Origin of the sequence: Phenylobacterium sp. NIBR 498073 (genome assembly GCF_027286305.1) — a bacterium.
GTDB lineage: Bacteria > Pseudomonadota > Alphaproteobacteria > Caulobacterales > Caulobacteraceae > Phenylobacterium.
The window spans coordinates 1,282,684-1,303,620 of the sequence record NZ_CP114599.1 but is presented as its reverse complement, the minus strand read 5'-3'; the positions used below and the strand labels follow the sequence as shown (position 1 = coordinate 1,303,620).

20 protein-coding genes are annotated in these 20,937 nt (G+C 63.4%); 6 read left to right on the top strand and 14 right to left on the bottom strand.

Annotation, left to right across the window (positions count from 1 at the left end):
- Positions 1 to 11: 11 nt before the first annotated feature.
- From O4N75_RS06665 to O4N75_RS06645, 5 genes are all read right to left on the bottom strand, one after another.
- Positions 12 to 365 carry a carboxymuconolactone decarboxylase family protein gene (locus O4N75_RS06665; protein WP_269628569.1) on the bottom strand — a complete coding sequence of 118 codons (354 nt, stop codon included), beginning with the start codon at positions 363 to 365 and terminating at the stop codon, positions 12 to 14.
- 80 nt (positions 366 to 445) lie between these two features.
- Positions 446 to 850, bottom strand: coding sequence for an OsmC family protein (locus O4N75_RS06660; protein ID WP_269628568.1), 405 nt, complete (start codon positions 848 to 850; stop codon positions 446 to 448).
- 8 nt (positions 851 to 858) lie between these two features.
- Positions 859 to 1,719: a VOC family protein gene (locus O4N75_RS06655; protein ID WP_269628567.1), complete on the bottom strand. Its 861-nt coding sequence runs from the start codon at positions 1,717 to 1,719 to the stop codon at positions 859 to 861.
- A gap of 244 nt (positions 1,720 to 1,963) precedes the next feature.
- Positions 1,964 to 2,941: a DUF4928 family protein gene (locus tag O4N75_RS06650; protein ID WP_269628566.1), complete on the bottom strand. Its 978-nt coding sequence runs from the start codon at positions 2,939 to 2,941 to the stop codon at positions 1,964 to 1,966.
- Positions 2,938 to 4,110, bottom strand: a complete 1,173-nt coding sequence (locus tag O4N75_RS06645; RefSeq protein ID WP_269628565.1) for a DNA cytosine methyltransferase — start codon at positions 4,108 to 4,110, stop codon at positions 2,938 to 2,940. Before O4N75_RS06645 ends, O4N75_RS06650 begins: the two co-directional genes overlap by 4 nt.
- 240 nt (positions 4,111 to 4,350) lie before the next feature.
- Here O4N75_RS06645 and O4N75_RS06640 point away from each other — a divergent pair, with 240 nt between their 5' ends.
- Positions 4,351 to 5,256 (top strand): DUF3883 domain-containing protein, encoded by a 906-nt coding sequence (locus tag O4N75_RS06640; RefSeq protein WP_269628564.1) that lies wholly within the window; start codon positions 4,351 to 4,353, stop codon positions 5,254 to 5,256.
- Between the two features lie 37 nt (positions 5,257 to 5,293).
- Here O4N75_RS06640 and O4N75_RS06635 read toward each other — a convergent pair whose 3' ends face one another.
- Entirely contained in the window at positions 5,294 to 6,754 is a 1,461-nt protein-coding gene (locus tag O4N75_RS06635; RefSeq protein ID WP_269628563.1) for a DUF2779 domain-containing protein, read from the bottom strand.
- Between the two features lie 65 nt (positions 6,755 to 6,819).
- Positions 6,820 to 7,218, bottom strand: a complete 399-nt coding sequence (locus O4N75_RS06630) for a nuclease (RefSeq protein WP_269628562.1) — start codon at positions 7,216 to 7,218, stop codon at positions 6,820 to 6,822.
- 173 nt (positions 7,219 to 7,391) lie between these two features.
- Here O4N75_RS06630 and O4N75_RS06625 point away from each other — a divergent pair, with 173 nt between their 5' ends.
- Positions 7,392 to 8,600 (top strand): hypothetical protein, encoded by a 1,209-nt coding sequence (locus tag O4N75_RS06625; protein WP_269628561.1) that lies wholly within the window; start codon positions 7,392 to 7,394, stop codon positions 8,598 to 8,600.
- Positions 8,601 to 8,678: 78 nt separating this feature from the next.
- Here O4N75_RS06625 and O4N75_RS06620 read toward each other — a convergent pair whose 3' ends face one another.
- The 3 genes from O4N75_RS06620 to ybaL form a co-directional block, all read right to left on the bottom strand.
- Entirely contained in the window at positions 8,679 to 10,100 is a 1,422-nt protein-coding gene (locus O4N75_RS06620; protein ID WP_269628560.1) for a Fic family protein, read from the bottom strand.
- Positions 10,101 to 10,328: 228 nt separating this feature from the next.
- Positions 10,329 to 10,577, bottom strand: a complete 249-nt coding sequence (locus tag O4N75_RS06615) for a hypothetical protein (protein WP_269628559.1) — start codon at positions 10,575 to 10,577, stop codon at positions 10,329 to 10,331.
- Between the two features lie 263 nt (positions 10,578 to 10,840).
- Positions 10,841 to 12,478 carry a YbaL family putative K(+) efflux transporter gene (gene ybaL / locus O4N75_RS06610; RefSeq protein WP_269628558.1) on the bottom strand — a complete coding sequence of 546 codons (1,638 nt, stop codon included), beginning with the start codon at positions 12,476 to 12,478 and terminating at the stop codon, positions 10,841 to 10,843.
- A gap of 764 nt (positions 12,479 to 13,242) precedes the next feature.
- On the opposite strand from ybaL, the gene O4N75_RS06605 reads away from it, so the two are divergent.
- A complete protein-coding gene (locus O4N75_RS06605) occupies positions 13,243 to 13,629 on the top strand; it encodes a hypothetical protein (RefSeq protein ID WP_269628557.1) in 387 nt (128 codons plus the stop codon).
- Here O4N75_RS06605 and O4N75_RS06600 read toward each other — a convergent pair.
- Positions 13,620 to 13,874, bottom strand: coding sequence for a hypothetical protein (locus O4N75_RS06600; protein WP_269628556.1), 255 nt, complete (start codon positions 13,872 to 13,874; stop codon positions 13,620 to 13,622). The genes O4N75_RS06605 and O4N75_RS06600 overlap by 10 nt on opposite strands.
- A 432-nt stretch (positions 13,875 to 14,306) precedes the next feature.
- Between O4N75_RS06600 and O4N75_RS06595 the strand changes: the two genes are divergently transcribed.
- From O4N75_RS06595 to O4N75_RS06585, 3 genes are all read left to right on the top strand, one after another.
- Positions 14,307 to 15,314, top strand: coding sequence for a PAS domain-containing sensor histidine kinase (locus tag O4N75_RS06595; protein WP_269628555.1), 1,008 nt, complete (start codon positions 14,307 to 14,309; stop codon positions 15,312 to 15,314).
- Between the two features lie 161 nt (positions 15,315 to 15,475).
- Positions 15,476 to 15,949 carry a hypothetical protein gene (locus tag O4N75_RS06590; RefSeq protein WP_269628554.1) on the top strand — a complete coding sequence of 158 codons (474 nt, stop codon included), beginning with the start codon at positions 15,476 to 15,478 and terminating at the stop codon, positions 15,947 to 15,949.
- A 106-nt stretch (positions 15,950 to 16,055) separates the two neighbouring features.
- Complete coding sequence (locus O4N75_RS06585; protein ID WP_269628553.1) at positions 16,056 to 16,556, top strand: DUF1003 domain-containing protein; 501 nt, start codon at positions 16,056 to 16,058, stop codon at positions 16,554 to 16,556.
- A gap of 886 nt (positions 16,557 to 17,442) precedes the next feature.
- Here O4N75_RS06585 and O4N75_RS06580 read toward each other — a convergent pair.
- Genes O4N75_RS06580 through O4N75_RS06570 form a run of 3 tightly spaced genes read right to left on the bottom strand, consistent with a single transcriptional unit; the run spans position 17,443 to position 20,827 of the window.
- Positions 17,443 to 18,369: a plasmid partitioning protein RepB C-terminal domain-containing protein gene (locus O4N75_RS06580; RefSeq protein ID WP_269628552.1), complete on the bottom strand. Its 927-nt coding sequence runs from the start codon at positions 18,367 to 18,369 to the stop codon at positions 17,443 to 17,445.
- A complete protein-coding gene (locus O4N75_RS06575; RefSeq protein ID WP_269628551.1) occupies positions 18,366 to 19,256 on the bottom strand; it encodes a plasmid partitioning protein RepB C-terminal domain-containing protein in 891 nt (296 codons plus the stop codon). Before O4N75_RS06575 ends, O4N75_RS06580 begins: the two co-directional genes overlap by 4 nt.
- Positions 19,256 to 20,827, bottom strand: coding sequence for a recombinase family protein (locus tag O4N75_RS06570; protein ID WP_269628550.1), 1,572 nt, complete (start codon positions 20,825 to 20,827; stop codon positions 19,256 to 19,258). The genes O4N75_RS06575 and O4N75_RS06570 overlap by 1 nt, the downstream gene beginning before the upstream one ends.
- Positions 20,828 to 20,937: the final 110 nt, after the last annotated feature.

Genomic DNA, 20,937 nt, shown 5'->3' with positions numbered 1-20,937 from the left:
CACGGGCGCATCTAGCCACCGCCGATGGCGCTGAATTGGTCATAAGCGCGCAGCGCGTCGGCCCCGTACACCGCCGCCGGGCCGCCGCCCATGTAGATGGCCAGCGCGGCCGTCTCGGCGACCTCTTCCCGGGTGGCGCCGTGCTGGTGCGCCATCTTGGTGTGGTAAGCGACGCAGCCGTCGCAGTGGACCGCGATGCCGATCGCCAGAGCCATCAACTCCTTTGTCTTGCTGTCGATGGTCTGGGTCGACGTGGCCGCTGTCGCCAGCCCCGCAAAGGCCTTCATCGCCTCTGGCGCGCCGTGGCGCAGCAGACCGACACCGGCGATCACGTCATCGGCGACCTGTGCAAAATCCTGGCTCATTTCGTTCTCTCCTCGTCTCGCAGCGACGGATCGGCCCCGCGCCAAGCTCGCGTTGGTGCAAGCAGGCCGTCCAAGGACCGTCAGGCCTTGCGCTTAATGACGCCTACGAGCTTCGTCGCCTGCGCCACCGTGTTCGAGATCGTGCCGTACTTGCGGACGTTCTTGTGCAGAAGTTCCAGGCGCTGATCGTCCTCGTCGGTGTCGACCGTGAGTTCGTAGTCCACCGAGACCATCATCGGCGGGGCGTCCTGGCGCACGCCATGCAGCCTGACCTCGACGCCGCGCAGATCGAACTTCAGCATGGGCGTCACCCGTTCGATGCCCTTGATCATGCAGGCGGCGATCGAAGCGAGGAACAGCTCCGCCGGATTGAATGCGTCGGGGCGTCCGTTCATGTCCGTGTCCAGGACGATCTCGGCGTCTTTGCAGGCGGCCAAGCTGCCGTGTTGGTCCTGCCGTCGCGCGGAGACATGGTACTCGAGCATCGGGGACCTCAGGCTGTGCCGGGAACTAGGAACACCGGCGATTCGTCCGCTGGCTTTTCAGACAGTTGCAGCTCGGTCAGACGCGCATAGACCTCGATCAGGTTGCCGTCTGGATCGGTGAGCCACAGCTCATGCAGGGGCGTCCCCTTCCACGTCGTCCGCGGCGGCTTCTCCACCTTGGCCCCGAGGCCGAGCGCCTTGTGGTAGGCGGCGACCACCGCCTCGCGATCCGCGACCTCGATTCCGAGGTGATAGAGGGTGTCGTGGTTCAGCGTCTTTCCGTCCGAGACGAGCAGGACGAAATTGAGCTTCAGGTCACTGCGGATGAAGGTCGCGTAGCGGTGCGTCCACTCCTTGGGCCAGGTCCCGAGCAGCCAAGCGTAGAACCGCGTGCTGGCGGCCAAGTCTCCGACACGAATGCTGCTGTGGAATTCCTGGGCGTCGGGCCCCGGCGGGAGATCGAGCAGACCCGCCAAGACCTCGATGCGGGCCTTGATCTGGTCCCGCGCGGTCCGGAAGCGCGCCCGCAGGTCTTCGGGCGTGAGCGAGGGATCGCCGGACTCCGGGTCCGCAACGGGCCAGTGCAATCGACGCATGCGTCCCGGCCGCACGGGGCAGACCTCGTCCATGCAGAGCGTCACCGCGAGATCGACGACCTCTACGTCGGCGGCATCCAGGGATTTCGCGGCGTGATGGGAAATGTCCACGTCGATCTCGTTCATCACCTCAACCGCGTTGGGGTTGAGCGCCGTGGGTGCCGACCCGGCGCTTCCTACGATGGCCCGGTCTCCCAGGATGCTTCTGGCCAAGCCCTCGGCCATCTGGCTGCGTGCGGAGTTGGTGACGCAAAGGAAGAGAATGCGCTTCATACATAAAAACTTAGGGGCCAGGCCCGCTCCCGCTAATGATCTGGCTCAAGGCTTCCCTGCTGGGATGGTCGTGGAGGCATGCCTAGCCGCCTGGATGCGCCCCATACTGTCATAGTAGCGATCCATCACGTCGCCGCTCTGTTCGCTGGAGCTTTGGACGATCATTGAGCGTTGGGAGGATTCGGAGGCGTCGCGGGATTGCGGACGATCCAAGCCGAAGGGACGTTTCAAGAAGCCCATGGGCTCAACCGCCGCGCCCAGCTGCAGCCACTTCGATCCTTAGCGAAGGGTCGGTTTCCACCTTACCAATGATGGCGTTGTAGCGATCAAGCAGCTGAACCACCGCCTGATTTCGGCCAACGATGCTGTCGCCAGCGCGATCGAGAATCTCGGCAGCCAGCCACTGCTCTACGTCGAAGACATCCAGTCGCTCGGCGATGCCTGCATTCTCCGCGAGACCAGCAGCGACTGTCACCCCGCGAGCCGTGGTAACGATTACTGGCCGCTGCCCGGAAGCAAGGTTTGCCTGGCACTTTCGGATCAACGCTTCGCCCGGCGCCGTTGAGACGTGAATGGCGAGGTCACCGATGTTGAAGTCGCCAGGCCTGGCCTGTCCCTCGTCCTTGGTCGAGGCAGAATGGTGGCCAATGGTCGCGCCAAAGACACCTTCGAGCTTAGCCCCGACCAGATGCTGCATGATCGTACCCACGACCATTGTTCCCTGCATCTCCTTCTGGCGCGCCTCCGCCTGGGCGAAGAGATGGCGGAAGGCGGATCGCAGGCTCAGGGTAGGATCGATGCGCAGCACAAAGGGCTTTGCCGCGAAGAACTCGCGCACCCGTGCAATCCAGAACTTCTCCACCGCATCCAGATCGAACGCGCCTTCGGCCGATCGGGCGTTCAAGAAGGCGACATACGCACTCATCTTGCCAAGCGATCCGCGGCTCGTCCGCCCGCCCTCCTCCGCTAGCACGCGGTCGATGCCGTGCCGGGCAAGGATCTGTTGAACCTTACCTTTGCCGAGGCCGAGCACCTGACCTTCCTTGTCTGTGCGCAACCGGTTCGGGTCGAGCGGCAGGCCCATGACGCGGGCGTGGTCAGTGACAACCAGTGGAAGGCAGAGCGCGCCCTTGGAGCGTACGCCGTGGGCCTCCGCGAAATGCGTGAGTGCTGCCTCCAGATCGAGTGCTTTGGCGTCTTCGATCGCAGAGGGGGCGCTCACTCGGCCGCCATCCGGTCCGAACCGCGCACAGCAAGCACGAGCGGTTCGAGCAATTGATTGGCAAGGTGCCGGACGACCGGAACGACAACGCCGTCACCAACTAGATGATATGCGTCGTTGTAGCGCGTCGGCAGACTGTAGCTGTCAGGCAGCCCCATCAGGCGTGCCGCCTCGCGCGGCGACAGCAATCGCGAGCGGATCTGCTCACCATCCACAATCAAAAGGCTCTGGCGAGAGGACCCGCCAGCGGGCGTCCGTAGACATCCGGCAATGTCGTCGAAGCGGACTTCAGCCTTTACGGAGCGACCGCCATCCTGATCAGGACGCGTCCGGCGGTAGAGCGTGCCCACCATCCGGCGCCCCGCCGTCTTGGCTAGCTCGACCTTCCGCCGGTTCAACGCAGACATGCTTTCCAGGAGCTTCTTTGTCTGGCTGGGATCGTGCCATTCTACGTCCTGCGGCTCCTCTTCCAGAAGGTCAGCGAACCTCGGCTGCGGGTTGGTCGGCTCAGCAAGTTTCCACCAGATCCAGCGAGCAGCTAGGGACGGTGTCAGCTTCGAATGCGCGTTGCGCAACATTGCCGGTGACCAGCCGTCGCCGGCCTCATGCAGCGTGAGTTCAGCGGGAACCTCGATATCCTCGCGCACCGCAACCACGAACACCCGCGGCCGCGACTGGGGGACAAACCACCGGGCGTCGAGCACGAGCGCACCAAAGCAATATCCACTGGCTGCTAAGGTCTCTGCGATCGCAGCGAAGTCGGCGCCCCGCTTTGAGGTCAGCACGCCGAGCACGTTCTCGAGTACGATGACGGGCGGAGCACGCCCCTCCCTCTTCAGGTCCTGCATCAGTCGCCAGAACGGCCAGAAGGTTCCCGAACGGGTGACTTCGTTGGCATCGTGACGACCAAGTCCCTTGTAGTCCCCGGCTAGCGAAAGGTCCTGGCAAGGAAACGAGGCCCAGACGAGGTCGGCTAGACCCGGAAGGTTGGCCACAGCGATCTTGGCCACATCCTCGCAGACAAGATGCTCGTCGCCCCAATTGTCAGCATAGGCGCGAACCTTCATCGGATCGAAGTCGTTGGCGAACAGGCACGTCCAGCCCGGCCCTAGGCCAGCTCTCGCCATGCCGCCGCCGGCGAAAAACTCGTAGAAGCTGAAATCCGTCACCGACGCTCAATTCCGAATCAAGCAGGGCGCGAGTTGCGCTTCCGGGACATAGCATGAACGAACCCATCGGGCAGCCGGTGGGCAGGCGGGCAAGCGAACAGCGCGTGTGACGTCTACGCCTGCAACCGTCAGCCACCCGTGCTGGCCAGTTCAGAGGCTGGCGCCGCCTCACATCGACGTGCCACTGTAATGAATACGGTTGCCCATTTGGCGTCCGCCATTCTCATACAGAACCGCCTGATGCCGATTGTCCTGACCACCAACGACGTTGTTCTCAATCCCGACCACGCCTGGAACGACATCACGGGCGTCCAGTATCACTACCCCAATCAGTACAAGAACAAGATCCGGACGGGCGAACCATTCGTCTACTACCGCGGCGTTCACTGGAAGGATGGTCCTCGCGGCCAGGCCGAATACTTTGGTCGCGGCCGGATCGGGGAAATCCGGCAAGATCCTGCAACAACGGGGAGTTCGCGGCCGTCCTGGTTCTGCACCATTGAAGACTATGTGCCGTTTACACCGCCCGTCCCCGCCAAGCCGGATGGCGTCTTCTACGAGCAGATCGCCCCAAACATGTGGCGCAACGGCGTCCGCACCCTCGATCAGGACGTGTTTGAACGGATTGTCGCGGCCGCCGGACGCCCGACGGGCACAAGCGCCCCGACCATCGTTCCACAGCCAGCCACGCCGCAAGCCGCCGATAACCTGATCGTACCCAGAGGCAAAACTGTGGGCGGCGGACCCAATGGTGGCTACCGGAAATCCAAGCGCGCTAAGGAAGTTGGCGATTGGGCTGAACGCGCCGCCCTCGCCTTCATTCGTCATACTCTGGGCCCAGCAACTTTGGTGCACCGAGCCGCCGAGGGCGAAAGGCCGGGCTGGGACATCGACTATGTCGACTCATCCGGTGAACTGCAGCGCGTCGAGGTGAAAGGAACCGTGTCCGCAGCCTTCACCAGCATCGACTTCACCGCCGGCGAACTTCGTGCGGCCCAAACTCATGGCGATAAATTCTGGCTCTATCTTGTGGCAAATTGTTTGACCGATCGCGCGCAGGTGCAGGCAATCCAGAACCCTGCCGCGCGCCTCGCTGAGGGTGATTGGACGGCCAGGCCAATCCTCTTCAATATTCTGCTCGGATGAGGCCGAAGGAGGTGGACCACCACCTCATCCAAGCGTTTCATGCCGAAAGCGCCCGCACCAGCTCGACCATGGCCAGGGTATCGAGCCCACAATAGCTGCTGAGCTGGCCATGCAGCTGGACTCGGCGTTGCAGCGTCGTTTCCGGCGCGGTGGCTTCAAGATATGCGATCTGCGCGCCCTGCCCATCCCGCACACCCTCCAGGTCCGAGTAGGAGAGATGCGGCGCCACCACCGGGAGCACCGCCTTGATGGAGTACGATCCCCTCATGTCGCGGTGATAGTAGTGCGCTCGAACAAGCGGGAGCGCGTCGACGAGACGCTCAGCACGGGCCATCAGCGCGTCGCTGAGGTCCGGAAACCTGGCAGCTAGACCGGTGATGCAACCGCGTTCAAAGGCGACATTGTAGGTGATGATTGCTCCCTCATCGCCGATGCAGTCGATCAGAGCCTCGGCGCAGGCGCGGCTCGGATCATCGCCTGACAAGTCGAGGAAGCCGGCATGCGTGAGCGCGCCGTCGGCCTCTTCAACGTGACACGAAAATTGGAACGGGACGGCTTGGTAAGGCCGGGTGCCGGCCCAGGGAGGAACCACATGGGCGATCGTCTCGAAATCGAGGTAGTGGCGCGGGAATGACCATGCGCCGACCGCAGCGGCGAACGCGGCGCGGTCGTGGTAGGGCACGCCAGAGCGCGTCGCTTCGTGAATGCGGACTTGGGCGGGCGGCTCGATAGCGCCGACCGGCACGTCACGGAGATCGTTGTACCCCGCCGCTGAGAGCTGAGCCGCGATCTTCTTGCCGGCGACGCCGGGCAGGAGTGTGACGGGATAGTCAGGCTGCGTCGGCGCATTCTGTAGGCAATAGGCAGTGAATGGACACTCAAAAGGGTCTGAGCAGTGCGGACCCGGCTCCTTCGCCGGCTCGCCAGCCAGCGCGAGTCCCCAGGCCTCGCGGACCAGGTCCGCGCGTCCTGAGACCAGGGGGCCAAGCTCGCCGTGGACATCAGCATCCTTGAACAGGCCCGCGTAATCGCCGCCACCAGGGTAGGTGAAGCTGGTGTCCACGTGCCGAATGACGGCGCCAGCGAGGGGCAAACCTGCGCCTTGAGTCACCCAGACCTGAGTGGCGAGGTCGGCGAGTTGGTAGGCTTTCACCGACCCGCTGCTCTTGACCTCGATCATGCGCCAGCCGCCCTCCTCAGGCAGCAGCACATCGGCCCGCACAAGGACGCGTTCATGTCGAAACGCGGCTTCGAAAATCGGGCGGTCCGGGTGAGCCTGAACTAGCTCGGCCGTTTGCTCGACAGCGGCGACGGCATCGATCTCAGTTACGGCCACACCGTTCGGGAGAAGCGCGCGCGCCAGTCCTCCGACCTGATTGCCGCCGGCGAACAAGGCCCCGCTGGCGACTGCGGCCAATTCGGGCCGATGCAGGGAGAGCCAGAAGCGCTTCTCGCATTGCTCGTACTCGGCGATCCGAGATTTGGTGAGGTGTTCCATGGCCCAGCTCCCACCCCACGGTTGCGAACGAGACAATCAGCGTCAAGGTGTTGGCCGCATCGTCGTCAGCGCCAGCCGTTCCCACCCTCGATCACACCACGTCGACGCAGCAGGTCGCCCAAGTCGGCGCCGTTCAGCGAACACTGCGCCACAACCCGGTCGTAGGAACGCTTGCCCGCCCGGCAGCTAACCTTCCTGCCCTCGGCAAGATCGCTCAGCGCGTTCTTGGCTTCATGCCCGCCCGGCGCGGCAAGTTCCGGCGCATAGAAGTCCGACAGACGTACTTCGATCCATGTACCTGGGTCGGCCGAAGACCCCACGCAGAGGCTGTCTCCATCACCAACGTAGCGAACCGCTCCGGAAAAAACGGTCCCGGCGGACGGCAACGGCGCCGTGCATGGATCAGCATGCGCCAAGTGCGGAACCGAAAGGGCCATGGCAAGGACAACGCCGCTGCGGATCACCGTCTATCCCTCGTTCTATTAGGAGGCGCGACCGCACGCGGCGCGCGATCGAGATGGGCCTCCTCGGCGGATTGCCCAAAGGCGTCTTGCGCGGGCGACTCTGCAGACGCGCCGTCAACAACTACTTACGATTGCGCCCGGAAAATGCGCTCTGAGAATGAGCGAGATTGACCATGGCGCGCCGTCAAACACCTCGGCCTACCGAAAGGCGGCTGCCGCGCCGCCTCTATGGGTTCGTGGACTCTGTGATCCCGGCAGAGGACGAAAACCCGCGCTCGCGGCTGGCGCTTCATCTGGACGCCGTCGACGCCGACCTGTTTGATGCCGATCCTCTTGCCATCGAGCGGGACGACGCCCTCTTCCTGGTCAGATTGCTGACCACACCAGACCGGCTCCGAGAATATATCGGCGTCGATCGGGCCATCCCGGAGGAAGGCTCGTGGGTGAGCCTCACCACCGAGAAGTCGCCCGGCAACCCGCGCACTTGGCTGATCCCCTCAGAAGGTGATGGCTTCGGTGATCCCATCGCCACCAATGCGGTCGCAGTCACAGCTGGAGACGCGTTGGGCCCCGACGCGGTCGCACTCCTAACCACGGCCTGCGCCTCTCCTCACACGACGCGGATCGAGGCGCCCGAAATCGATGCCATTGCTTTCTTGGCCCCCAGCCAGACGTCTCGGATTGAAGCGATTGATGTCGGGCAGGCTGCGTGCGTCGCCTTTTGGCGACAGGGACAGTGCGTCGGCTATTTCGATGTTGGAGCCCCGATCTTCTTCAACCGTGGATCATTCCCACGACGCCCTGACCATACGCCCTGCAACAAGGGTTTCATCATCCTCTCCCACTGTGACTTCGACCACTATGCGCTGGCCTACGAACATCCGATCCTCCGGACGTTGAAGTGGTACGCCCCTGACCAGCCGGTCGGACCACGCACGGCGAAGTTTCAGAAGTCGCTCGGCTCCAACCTGAATTTCATCTCGGGCTCGCTCGACCTGGGCGGCTTCAAGTTGAAGCGCTGCAATGGACCTGCGAGCGACCGCAACAACTCCGGGTACGCGATGCGCGTGGCGTATGATGGACAAGCCGTGCTGCTCACGGGCGACGCCGGATATCACGCCATTCCCACCGATCTTCAGTCCGATCTCACGGCCGTCATGATTCCCCATCACGGCGGCAAGGGTGCGACTCCACCGCCGAGCCCTTGCGCCAAGCACTCTGTGGCGGTCGCCTCCTACGGATCGCCGAATAAATACCGACACCCCTGCGAGGATCAGCTCGATCTTCACCAAAAGGGCGGATGGCGAATCCGTAGGACGGCTCGGCATGGCAAGTCGCCGGCGGTACCCAGAGGCAACAGGAAGCTCTTTCCCCTACCCTAGGATTTCGCTCAGCCCGGGCGTCTGGGGTTCTCGCGACCAGGCTCTCACAAGGCGAGCCGAACGCCACTCGCGACCCCCTCAGGCCACCCGGCTTAGAGCGTGGGCGACAGCCGAGACTAATGGCGGGTCGGGATGAAACCCCTGCTGATGGAGCGCCGTGAGACAAGCCTCGAATTCGCGGTAGGTCACGGCAGCCTGCTCGCTGCGCTGCGCCAACGCCTCAATCTCACCAGCGAGGTCTTCAATCTGGCGCTGGCGCGCCGCCGTCTCCGCCGGTGTCGGCATACGCGGCCCATCCCAGGCGGAGATGGCCGCATGCGCGCGAGTATAGGCGGCGACGGCCCGCAGAGCTTCCGCAGGCGTCTCGATCAAGGAGTAGCTCGTGCTGCGCCCACCGGCCGGATCCTTGACCAGGATCCTGCGGCGCAAAAGATCGTCGATGTCCCGAAGCGCCGTGTCTGGTGAGGTCTTGGTTACGATCGCCCACTTCGAGCTGGTCAGCTTCCCCTCAAATCCTTCAAGGAGCAGGTCGAGCATGCGCTTCTGACGCTCGTTGAACGCCTGCCCCGCCAAGGCCTCCCAGAAGCGCGCCTTACGAAGGACATTCGCCAAAGTGGTCTCGGCGCCGTCAAACGCACGATCGAGACACCCCAGGAACCATTGCAGCCAGGCGGTGATGTCGAGGCCGTCCTTCTGGGTGCGCTCCAGGATGGCGTAGTAGGCGTTCCGCTCGAGGCGAATTTGCGCGGACATGCTGTAGAAGCGTTGCGCGCTGCCTTCGGAGCGGGCCAGCGCAAGATCGGCGATGGCGCGCGCGATCCGGCCGTTCCCATCGGCGAAGGGATGGATGGTGACGAACCAAAGGTGAGCGAGGGCCGCCTTCAGGATCGGATCTAAAGTGTCATCGCCGTTGAACCAGACGAGGAAGGCCGACATCTCGGCCTCCATCCGCTCGGCAGGCGGCGCTTCAAAATGAATGTGCTCACGCCCGATTGGGCCGGAGACGACCTGCATGGGGCCAGAGGCTGCGTCGCGCCACGCGCCGACCAGGATGCGGCTCATCCCGCTCCGGCCCGTCGGAAAGAGCGCGGCGTGCCACGCGAATAAGCGCTCGTCGGTGAGCGGCGCACCGTAATTTTGGGTGGCGTCCAACATCATCTCGACGACGCCCTCGACATGTCGGTCGGCCGGCGTGAGCGCGCCGATATCCATCCCCAGGCGCCGCGCGATAGAGGAGCGGACTTGGCCCTTGTCGAGTTGCTCCCCCTCAATCTCGCTCGATTTGAGGACATCGGCGGTGAGGGTCTCAAGGACGGCTTCCGCTCGACGCTGAAATCCTAGCGTCTCCATCCTGCCAATGAGCTTGCCCTGCCGAAGGCGGACTGCAGCAAGCTGCGCCTCGAGCTGCTTATGGTCCCAAGTTAGATGGGGCCAGTCGCCTTGCTCGTGGATGTAGGGCGCCATTTTCTCCGCACTTTCTGCGGTGAAAATGGCGCCCATTCTCCGCACAGGCAAGCACTTTCGCCGCACATTATGCGGCGATTATCCGCCTTAATCCCCGCAGCCTGACCACGGCGCCCCTCGGGCAGGGCCCGACACGGCCGAGTTTGCACGCTTGAGAAGGCTCGTGAAAATCAGTCCTCGTCCTCGAAGCCCTCGATTTCCCAGCAGCTCCGCGCTTGACGAACTCCTGTTACCTTACGCACCCAGCGTCTTCTTACGGCACAGTCAGTCCTGGGCGGTTCCATGAGCGTCGGCGAACTGTGAGGCGAGGTCGAGCCGGCTCTTGATCTGTTGATGCACCGTTTCATGCTCTCCCGGCTTGCCCGAGTGTGAGAACTCAGTGTCCACCAATATGCCGCGGATGGCGCTCAGCAATTCCGGCTGTCGAATCGCCAAGGCGCGGAGCAGCGCGTCAACGATGCGCTCCTGCGCGAGAAAGCGCGCGTCGAGGGCGATGTCTTTGGTAGTCATCATGGGGTCTCCTCGGAGGTCAAGCCCGAGCTCAATAGGCCGCGGCGCGCACACTTCGATCGACAGACCACCTTCACGCGCCTGCGCCGGAAGCCGGAACTGCAATCGTAACGCATCAAACTCCGACCCGACATCACCCGTCGACGCCAACGAGATTGCCGAACCACTCTCCCGCCATACCGCCCGCCGGTCCGGCGGGCGCTGGACCAGGTCGCCGCCAGCATCCCTGCTCGAGGAGAGCGCAGGGCCAATCACGAGGCGATCGCCTAGACTTCCAGGCTCATCAAGCGCGCGATCTCTCGCTCGCCCATGATCACCCGGTCCGCGCCTCGCTCCTGCAGATGCTGGATTTCACGGTCGGATTGCGCGCGCCCGACAATTCGCAGGCTCGGATTCGCGTTTCGTCCGCGAGCAATGATTTCTCCGGCCTCGAGGCTATTCGGGACGGTGACGATCAGGTTCTTGGCGCGGCCGATGCCAGCCGCGGCAAGAACCGCCGCCCTTGTGGCGTTCCCCAGGACGGCGTCAAAGCCACTCGTTCTAAGTTCTTCGACGCGTTCGAGGCTGTCCTCGATCACAACACAGACCCGCCCAGTCTCCTTCATCCGCTCCACGACCAGCCTTCCGACCCGCCCATAGCCGACAACGATCACATGATCGGAAGCCGTGGTCCTGTAGGGTTGATGCTCTCGTTCGGCCTCGACTTCCCGGGCCAAGGCCGCGGCGCGCCGGGCGCGGGCGCGGTCCCCAAACAGGAAGACCAGGGGATTGAGGATGATGGAGATCACCGCCCCGGCGAGCACGAGATCGCGGCCTGCAGGAGGCAACAGGCCCAGACTGAGCCCCAGGGTGACGAGGATGAACGAGAACTCGCCGATCTGGGCCAAGCTCGCCGAGATGAGGACGGCGGTGTCCGTAGGCTTGCGGAAGGCTTTCACAATCGCGAAGGCGGCGATGGACTTGCCGACGATGATGATCAGCGCCGTTGCAAGAACTGCGAGGGGTTGCTCGACGAGCACGGCGGGGTCGAACAGCATCCCGACCGATACGAAGAAGAGCACGGCGAAGGCGTCGCGCAGCGGCAGGGTGTCGGCGGCGGCCCGATGGCTGAGCTCGGATTCCTTGAGGATCATGCCGGCGAAGAAGGCCCCCAGGGCGAACGACACGCCAAACAGCGCCGAGGCGCCGTAGGCGATACTGATCCCCGCCGCCAGGATCGACAGGGTGAAGAGCTCGCTCGAACCAGTCCTCACTACACGCGCGAGGAGCCACGGAATGAGGCGCCGGCCGACGACGATCATCAGCACGCCGAACGCCACAAGCTTGGCCAGGGTAAGCCCCAGCGAGAGGATGAGCGGCCCCGGCCCCCCGGTGTCGCCTGACAGAGCCCCAGCCAAGATCGGCAGCAGGACGAGCGCGAAAACCATCGCGATGTCCTCGACGATCAACCAGCCGATGGCGATGTGGCCGCTTCGTGTGTCGAGCAGTTGCCGCTCTGTCAGAGCTCGAAGAAGAACCACCGTGCTAGCGACCGAAAGGGCCAGCCCGAAGACAAGCCCCGCGGCCGGCGACCAGCCGAGCCACCACGCCAAACCCATGCCGAGCAGGGTGGCGACGAGGATCTGCACCAAGGCGCCTGGAAGGGCGATCTTCCGAACCGCGATGAGGTCCCGGTAGGAAAAGTGCAATCCGACGCCGAACATCAGCAGGATGACGCCGATCTCGGCAAGCTCGGCGGCGACTTCCGCATCGCCGACAAAGCCAGGCGTATAGGGGCCGACCAGCACGCCGGCCGCCAGATATCCAACGATCGGGGAAAGCCGCAGGCGGCTGGCGAGCATCCCCAAGAGGAGGGCGGACGCGAAGCCGGCGGCGATCATGGCGATCAGCGGAGTATGGTGCATCGCGCCTCTCTATCGGCTTCCGTGCTTGGGCAAGCGCCGTGGGCTCGCAGGCCAAGGCGATGCAGTTTTCCGCCTCGATGAACGCGGGCTCGGATGGATCGCGCCGTCCACCGGGCAAGCCTGCGACGGCTCCGGCTCTTCAACGATATCGGCGTCGCAAGATCCGGAAGCCTACAGCGTCCGGGGACTTCGATCCACGTTCGATATCCGTTCCGTAGCTGTGCCTCGGTTATTCAGACGGACCTGGTCGTTGCTCCGTCCTAGCTTTTCGGATGCGCGTCCCCATATGAAGTAGGCGCCATCGGGCGTGTGCCGCGACCGAAGCGGTCGATCGTCCCCGAGGCGGCGCACGTATCCGAGACCGCAATGTCCCCGCTCTTCGTAGCGTCCGCGCTCCTAGTCGTGAGCGCGATGCTTTTGCCTAAGGCCTTCTCGTTGCTGAACTGGAGGCCGAAGCGATGACTCTCGCTCCTCCGAACGATCTCGCGCGGGAGAACGCCTACCTGCGCCAGAGAAACCACCAACTCCAGAGCGATGTCACCGCGCTGTCGGCTGAGGTCGAACGCCTGAGGCAGATCGTGGAGCGCTTGCACGGCCGCGCCCCCATCCGGCCGCCAAATCCGCTCAGCGGAGGCCAGTAGTCATGTGGCGAAGGTGTGAGGCGGCGAGCGCGTCCCTGAAGATGAGACGTCCCGCCAGCTTGTCGCGATGAACCAAGCCTTCGTCACGAGCAACCTAATGCGGTCCAGTTGAAAGGACGTGCGATGCACAAGATGATTATGCCGACCGGCTCGACCGTTCGACTTACTGCCACCGCTGGGCCGCAGACGGGCGTCCATCGCTGGGCGGTTCAGGTGCATGGCGTCGGCGCGACGGCCGCGACGCCGGCGCGGCTCGTCTACGGCTCTCAGATCGGCGGTCAAGATCGTGAACAACGTATCGACATACCCGCGCAGGACATTGACTGCCGGCTCGAGGTGCGGGGGCAGCACGCACTGGACGGCGGCGAATGGCGGGACGACAGGCTGACCGTCCTGGACGATACGCCGAGCCAGTTGGACATCGGATTCTTCAATCCCGCACGCGCCGGCGCGCACGCGAACGATGTGCTGCTCAGCTTTGCGTTCGCACATCCTCATCCTCAAACCTGAAAGGCGCCGACGATGGCCAAAGGCCAGAAGCGATCCAGCCGGGAGCCGCGAAAACCCAAGCAGGCCCGGCCCAAGCCAGCCGCGGCGCCACTTGCGTTACCTGGATTTCCGGGACCGTTAGGAACGCGACCAAGATTCTCGTGTCTTGGTTCCGAGGCATCGCTCCAACCGAAGCCGATATCAGGGCCGAAATTTAGAGCCGCGGTGAGCGACATCGCGGCCAGCCGCTTGAAGGGGCTCTTCATGAACTCAAGGCTCCCTGCCTGCCGGCCGCGCGCACCGTCCTCTTAAGCGCTGGCGTGTGGAGACTTCAGGGACGATGAGTGCAAAGTTGGAGGACATGCCCGCGTCCGGAGCCCAAGCCGCTCTGCTTGAGGACATGGGTTCGGAGACCTTCGTCCTGAGCTCGAAGAAGCATGAGCGTCAAGGCGCGGCCATCAGCCCCCCGCAAGCATGCCGGCTAGAGCCACACGCATTGGGTAAGCATATCCGATCGCACGATCCTGGGGCGGGCGCGGCGCTTTAGGACGTGCTAGCATAGATCTATTAACTGAGGACGCCTCGGTGTCCCGATCTCGGCCGGGATACGTCTTTCGCTTCGCGAGACTCCGGGTTTTGGAGGGACAGCCATCGCTGCTCGGGCCAAGATTGATCCAGATGCCGGCATTGCGTTGGCTTTGGCCGTCGTCGGTTCCTCGACCGCGCCACTGATCCTCCTCGACGGCGACTTCAGGGTCGTGGCGGCGAGCGCGTCATTCTTCCACGCTTTCCAGCTCGCTCGCGGGGAAACGGAGGGGCGTACCATTTTCGAACTGCGCTCAGGTGATTGGAATGTCCCTCAGCTGCGGACTTTGCTGAAAGCGACGGCGGCCGGAGTCGCCCAGATCGACGCCTATGAGATGGATCTGATGGGCGACTGGACCGAACCGCGACGTTTGGTGGTCAATGCGCATAGGCTCGACTACGGCAATCCAGAGCACGTTCGAATCCTGCTCTCAGTGACCGACGTCACCGACGCGCGGCTCGCCGACAAACTGAAGGAAGACCTCCTTCGAGAAAAGGTCGTCCTCCTTCAGGAGATCCAGCACCGAGTGGCAAACAGCCTTCAGATCATCGCCAGCGTGATCCTCCAGAGCGCGCGCCGCGTGCAGTCGGAAGAGGCGCGGAGCCATCTGAAGGAAGCTCACAGCCGGATTATGTCGGTTGCCACCCTGCAGCAGCAGTTAGCCGCATCTCGCCTGGGCGACGTCGAGCTGCTGGGCTATTTCACGCAGCTTTGCGAGAGCATCGGCGCATCGATGATCCGCGATCCCGGCCATTTGAGCCTGGAGGTGGACGTGGATGCTAGCGCCGTTCCTGCGGACACTTCTGTAAGCCTTGGACTGGCGGTCACCGAACTCGTGATCAACGCGTTGAAGCACGCCTTTCCCAGCGCGCAGCCAGGCAGGATCGTGGTCGGGTACCACGCGGACGGCCCAAACTGGACATTGTCCGTCACGGACAACGGGGTCGGCATGCCCAAGGACGCCCCGAGCGCCTCTCCCCGTCTTGGGACCAGCATCGTCGCGGCGCTCGCAAGCCAGCTGCGCGCACGCGTCCAGGTCGCGGACGCGCACCCTGGGACCGCTATTTCCTTGGTCCATACCCACGCGACGCCAGTCGAGCTGCAGAGTTTTCAATCATAGGCCGAGGTCTCGAAGCTGGACGATTAAAAGTTCAATCAAGTTATCTCCTGGCCGACCTGCATGGCGGAGGACCTAGCGCATCACTACATGAGGTACGGGCGAGGCTCGAGCTGCGAGTCGGCCCCGACCAAGGAACACACAATGTTCCCATGGAGGTCAGAATGGCCGTCGAAAACACCGACCTGGAGCGCCGCGTGCTGGCGCACGAACAGATCCTTCAGGCCCTAATGGCTCAGTTGGCGGAAGGGCAGCCCGGCTTTTTGAGCCGAATGCATGAGCGTTTCGCCAACACGCGCCGCGGGGCACACGAGCACGACTACGTCGAAACCGCCGACTACGCCGAGGCCTTCTTGCACGAAGTGGCGCGGCTCGGACGCCTTCAAGACGCGAAAGCCGCCGAGCGGCCTTCCGTGAGGTCCCACTCGAACACGCCGGTCGCGAAAGCCAGCGGCCTCCATCCGCCCATTGCGATCCGCACCTCGCGGGTGGGCGGGGTCTGGCACGTAACGCGCGACCACGTTTTCCTTGGAGACTATCTGGCGGAAGGTCCAGCTCGGGACGCAGCGACAAAAGCAGCGCGCGACATCGCTGATCAGGGCGGTCACGCGGAGCTGATCTTCGAGGCGCCACGATAGCCGCGAGTCGCCTCCGCTCATCGGCGGGCGAACGGCCGTTGTTCCGGTGATATTGGGCGGCTGACGTCACGACCAGGCGCTGCGGACCGACCGGAAGGCAATGATCATGTGCGCGCTGAATCTACGGCATGAACTGCACGACGAAGAAGCCAGGCTACTGGCCGAGCTGAGAACCCTGCGCCGAAGTCAGCGGGCTCTTGCGCCAAACGTCGTCACTGCGCCGCTCACGCTCGGCCAGCGTATTGCGGACCTGGTTGCAGCGACCATGGGTTCCTGGCGCTTCATTGTGATCCAGTCGGCCTTGCTAGTCCTGTGGGTGACGTTGAATATCACTGCCTATGTCCACAAGTGGGACCCCTACCCCTTCATCCTGCTGAACCTGGCGCTCTCGTTCCAGGCTGCCTACGCGGCTCCATTCATCATGATGAGCCAGAATCGCCAACAGGACGTGGACCGCCGGGAAGCGGCCAACGATTATAGAATCAATGTGAAGGCCGAGCTCGAAATTGAGCTCCTCCACGAGAAAATCGACCAGCTACGTGAAAAAGAGGTCCTTGCGCTAACCCAAGCCGTGCAGAGCTTGACTGCACTACTCCGAAAGACGTGACCGATTCCGAATGGCAAAGTCGACATCATCTAGGGCCATTGGCCGATTATATGGGACTATTCGGCGCGGTTGCGCTATTAGAACAATGATTGAGAGTGGCTGACCGCCCCTCAGGGACGGAAAGGACACGCGCAGCGTAGCTCTGGCCCCGGTCCTGAAAGCTCACCCTCATGAGCACGATTTCTCAAAGAATCCATCGCTCGCAGATGCCGGGCTATTGGGCAGTCGAAATCCGACAGAGCGAGGCTGCCGGACCCGGACAACGGTACCTCTGCCAGGCGCAAGATGATCCTTCTGCCGCCGCGATTGCCGGACGCCTGATGGTTCGGGACTCAGCGTCCGAGGTTTCAATACTACTGGCGAGAACCGTCGCCGATCCGGGGGAATGGGCGCAATTGATAGCAACTCACGATCATTCGGAACGTGACGCGGCGACCGAACGGGGCGGCGCGTGAGTGGCACCCTCCGATGCGGAACAGGATACACCTTTCGCGGTCGCGAGACGTCCAAGGCATGCCAAGCCTCGCAATGATAGGTTCGATGGCGAGTTCCAGGGGGCATTGCGCCAGGAGAACCAGCGCATTCTGCACTGGAGTCCCAATTCGGCGAGTGAGGTAGCGTAACCGACGCCATTTCAAGGGCGCGCGCGGATCCTCAAGAATAGCAACGCGGAAAGGGGGGCATGATGCCACCTGAGAGGCCACTTTCCTAAAGGCGCTTGAACGCGCCGGGCGACCAACTCGCCCGGCGCGCTGATCTCGGCCGATCTGATAACGACCGGCCTAGCGGGCTCCGCGCGGGTTCGCCGCCATCCCCGCCACCGCCCTTGATCCGCCCCACACGACGGCGTCTCCGACGGTCCCGGCGCTTGAAGGGTCCCGGTCCCCTAGTTTGGCGCCGCGGCGCTCACCTCGGCTGGCAGATTGGTGAGCTCGGCGATCGCCTGGAACTCGGTGAGGTATTCCGGGCGCTGTTGCGCGAGCCAGCGAACGACGCGCGCGTTGCCGAGCAATCTGGTGAGGTAGGCCTTGGCGACCGTGAGATGCAGATTGTCGAGACCGAAGGTCTCTTCGACCGACTTGATCTGGACCTGCAGGCTGGCGAGTTCGCGCTCCAGCCGCGCGACCTGCTCGCGCGTCACCGCGTTCGTCGCGGCGCCCTTGCGCCGCGGCTTGGCAAGCTGACCCTCTGGCGTCGCCGCCAGCATAGCCATGGCGATCGGCTTTCCGAAGTTGCCCTGGTTGATCATCATCTGGGCGGTCTCGAGCTGACGGAACGGCGCCATTTTCCGCAGCACGTCGAAGACGGCCATCGGACAGGGCGTGTCCTTGAGAAGCTCGGCTGTCTCCTCGCAGATCCCGTCCATCAACTGCGCGCGCCGTTGGATGGACTGCACATTGATGCCAAGCGCCCCGGCCAATCTCTCCGGCGCTACGCCACGTTCGATGGCGCGGACTACCATTCGGTGCTCCTGGGGCGCCGACAGACGACTGATCCGCTTGTTGTAGGTGAAGGTGTCGTCGTCGGTAGCGACCAGACAGGTCACCTCCGTTTCGCCGAGGTCCTTCAGCGCCTCGATCCGCAGGTGGCCGTCGAGCAGGAGGTGGCGGCTTGGATCAGCCGGATCTCCAATGACCACCGGCGGTTCGACCAGGCCCACCGCCTGCACCGAAGTGAGAATCTGCCGGTACTTCGAACTGAGTTTCACGCTGGGCCGCAGGCGCTTCATTGGTGTCAATGACGCGATCGGCAGACGGACACCACGCCGCTCGAAGGCGAGCCGTACTCCCGCCAGGTTCGTCTGGTCGCTCATCGCACGCCGCCCGCCACACGGGCGTCCAGGGCTCGCGGCATGGTGTCCAACTGCTCGGCGCGTAGGAGGGTGGCAAAGGCCTGGTCGGCGCGCAGTTCCTTCAACGCCTGGATGACGAACAGAAGCCGGCTCTGAACGAAATCGGCCTTCTTGGTGATCAAGCGCTGCCGGTCCGCCTCGCGTCGAAACACCTCGACCAGTTGCTCCGGAGTAGGTCGTCTGCCATGTGACGCTCGGCCGAAGCGCGCCTCGGCCAATCCACTCTTGCGCCGCCGCTGGTCGAGCAGGCGGCGAACGATCTCGACGTTCCGCCCTTTGATCTTTCCATCTGCATAGGCGTCGGCAAGAGCCTGCTGGATGCCAGCGTCATCGCTGCGCGCGATCGTCATGGCGAGGGTGATTGGAATTATGCCGCTCTCCACAGCGGCGATCAGACGCTCCTCGCCCTTCTCCAGGAGCGTGATGATCATGTTCACCCATGAGGGCGATGTCCCGATCTTCTGGGCGATCTCGGCGTCGGTGTAACCGCGCTTCCGCAGCTCGCCGACCTCGCGCAGATTATCGACGCCCCGATGTTGGGGCCGGGCGATGTTTTCAATGAGGCTTCGGACAAGGCAGTCCTCTTCCGGCATGTCGACGACAATCGCCGGGACTTGGCTCTGCCCAAGCGCCTGGAACGCCTCGATCCGGCCCTCACCACACACGAGGTCATAGCGAACTTGGCCGCCGGGAAGCCTGCGACGCGCCACCGTAATCGGGCGCTTCAGCCCGATCTCCTCGATGTTGTCGGTGATTTCGCGATGGTTCTTCCGGTTGCGGGCTCGCGGATTGAGGACGCCAATCTGATCGATCGGGATCATCTCAACGATGATGTCGGGCTGGTCCATCACGCCGCCTCCGCGAATGGAATTCGGGCCGTCAGCGCAAACAGGTCGCTCAGGTCGTCGAACCTGTAGGCGTCGAGCGACAGGCCATTTTCCTCCGCCAGCCGCAGCCGATCAGAGATGAGATCGATGCGCGGGAAGAAATAGAAATCCAGTATGGCGCGATTGGCGGCGTCCATCCGCACCGCGATGGTGATGTCGGGGGCAAGGCTGGTGTCGAAGTGCAGGCGCCAACGATAACTGCCCGCCTGGGTCTGACGGCAACGGGCGATGACGATCGACAGGGTGAGTTCATCGTTGACCCGCAAGAGACCATCGGGCCCGGGACCGGCGACCGTGCCGCCCGCCTCGCGCACGCCCGCTACGACCTGCGCCACCACGGTTGGATAGAGGTCTCGCAACCGGGCATTGATGCGTAGGTAGCGGTAATCGCGCTGGGGACGGTAGCCGATCAGCTGATAAGCGCGCAGCAGGCTCCCGAACCGAGAGCGGTAGGCGCTGCTGGACGGCATCGCCTCCTCCTCGTCGATGATGAGCCCCGACAGCGGCCCCTTCGTCTCAAAGAGCCGGCGCAGCTTGGCCAGCATCTCTTCGTCGGTGAACCGCCGCGAACGTTCGAGGATGATCTGGCGCGCCTGTTGGAAGAGATGTTCGGGCACGACCGGTTCAAACGCGCCTTCGGCGCGAACCCACATCTCGGGCGGATTTCGGACCCGCTTTTGCTTCAGCTTGAAGGAGGAGCGATTGAAGACGTTATGGCCAACATACTTTTCGTTGGTGAGCAGCTGATGCACAGCGCCGCGCGTCCACGGGCGACCCTGGTCTGCTGCGACACCCTCTACGTTCAGCTGGGCTGCGATCGCCCGCTCGGTCATGCCCGTGACGACGAAGCGCTGATAAACTTGTTTGACGATGGCGACTTCGTCGGCGGGCCCCGGCACTAGAATGACCCGGTCGGTCTGCAGGCTCTTGTGCTCGCCCGGGCCGAGTATGCCCTTGGCTTGGCCCTTGTCATCGACCAACAAGCGGCGAAGCCCATAGCCCGCCACTCCGCCCTGGCGGAAGCCGAGTTCGATCAGGCGGCACTGACCAGCGAAGACCTTTGAAGAGAGCTCGCGGCTATACTCGCCCGCCATCGCCCGCTTCACGCTCTTGAAAATGGTGGCCATCGGCGTGCCGTCATTCTCAAACGGCTCGGCGCAATAGACCACGCGCACGCCGGCTCGGCGGCACAGGTATTCGTAGTAGGCGCTTTCGTCCGCGTCCTGGAATCGCCCCCAGCGACTGATGTCGTAGACGAGCAGGACCTCGAAGTGGGCGGACCGACCCTGAATATCTTCGAGAAGCCGCTGAAGGCCTTCGCGGCCGCCAATATTGAGCCCGCTCTTACCCTCGTCAGAATAGGTCCGAACGATCTCCATGCCGTGGGTCTCGGCATACTTCAGAATGGCGTCGGCCTGGTTCTCGGTGGAGTAGCGCTGGTGGTCTGTCGACATGCGCACGTACTGAGCCGCGCGCAAGCGCGTCTCGCCCGGCTTGGAGGCATCAACTTCTGTGCCACCGGAAGCGGCCATTGCCGCTCTCCTCAATCATGATCTCATGATTTTAAGGAAACAGATTGTTACGTTCGCCGCAAGCTCTTAGGAATGCGCGGCGTAAACCTAATGCTTAAGCTCAAGCTCGG

Coding starts and splice junctions, on each gene's coding strand:
- O4N75_RS06665 (WP_269628569.1), bottom strand. CDS start 365: ATGAGCCAGGATTTTGCACAGGTCGCCGATGACGTGATCGCCGGTGTC.
- O4N75_RS06570 (WP_269628550.1), bottom strand. CDS start 20,827: ATGGCCGCTTCCGGTGGCACAGAAGTTGATGCCTCCAAGCCGGGCGAG.
- O4N75_RS06585 (WP_269628553.1), top strand. CDS start 16,056: ATGTGCGCGCTGAATCTACGGCATGAACTGCACGACGAAGAAGCCAGG.
- O4N75_RS06660 (WP_269628568.1), bottom strand. CDS start 850: ATGCTCGAGTACCATGTCTCCGCGCGACGGCAGGACCAACACGGCAGC.
- O4N75_RS06625 (WP_269628561.1), top strand. CDS start 7,392: ATGGCGCGCCGTCAAACACCTCGGCCTACCGAAAGGCGGCTGCCGCGC.
- O4N75_RS06640 (WP_269628564.1), top strand. CDS start 4,351: ATGCCGATTGTCCTGACCACCAACGACGTTGTTCTCAATCCCGACCAC.
- O4N75_RS06635 (WP_269628563.1), bottom strand. CDS start 6,754: ATGGAACACCTCACCAAATCTCGGATCGCCGAGTACGAGCAATGCGAG.
- O4N75_RS06615 (WP_269628559.1), bottom strand. CDS start 10,577: ATGATGACTACCAAAGACATCGCCCTCGACGCGCGCTTTCTCGCGCAG.
- O4N75_RS06605 (WP_269628557.1), top strand. CDS start 13,243: ATGCACAAGATGATTATGCCGACCGGCTCGACCGTTCGACTTACTGCC.
- ybaL (WP_269628558.1), bottom strand. CDS start 12,478: ATGCACCATACTCCGCTGATCGCCATGATCGCCGCCGGCTTCGCGTCC.
- O4N75_RS06655 (WP_269628567.1), bottom strand. CDS start 1,719: ATGAAGCGCATTCTCTTCCTTTGCGTCACCAACTCCGCACGCAGCCAG.
- O4N75_RS06580 (WP_269628552.1), bottom strand. CDS start 18,369: ATGAGCGACCAGACGAACCTGGCGGGAGTACGGCTCGCCTTCGAGCGG.
- O4N75_RS06600 (WP_269628556.1), bottom strand. CDS start 13,874: ATGAAGAGCCCCTTCAAGCGGCTGGCCGCGATGTCGCTCACCGCGGCT.
- O4N75_RS06590 (WP_269628554.1), top strand. CDS start 15,476: ATGGCCGTCGAAAACACCGACCTGGAGCGCCGCGTGCTGGCGCACGAA.
- O4N75_RS06620 (WP_269628560.1), bottom strand. CDS start 10,100: ATGGGCGCCATTTTCACCGCAGAAAGTGCGGAGAAAATGGCGCCCTAC.
- O4N75_RS06575 (WP_269628551.1), bottom strand. CDS start 19,256: ATGGACCAGCCCGACATCATCGTTGAGATGATCCCGATCGATCAGATT.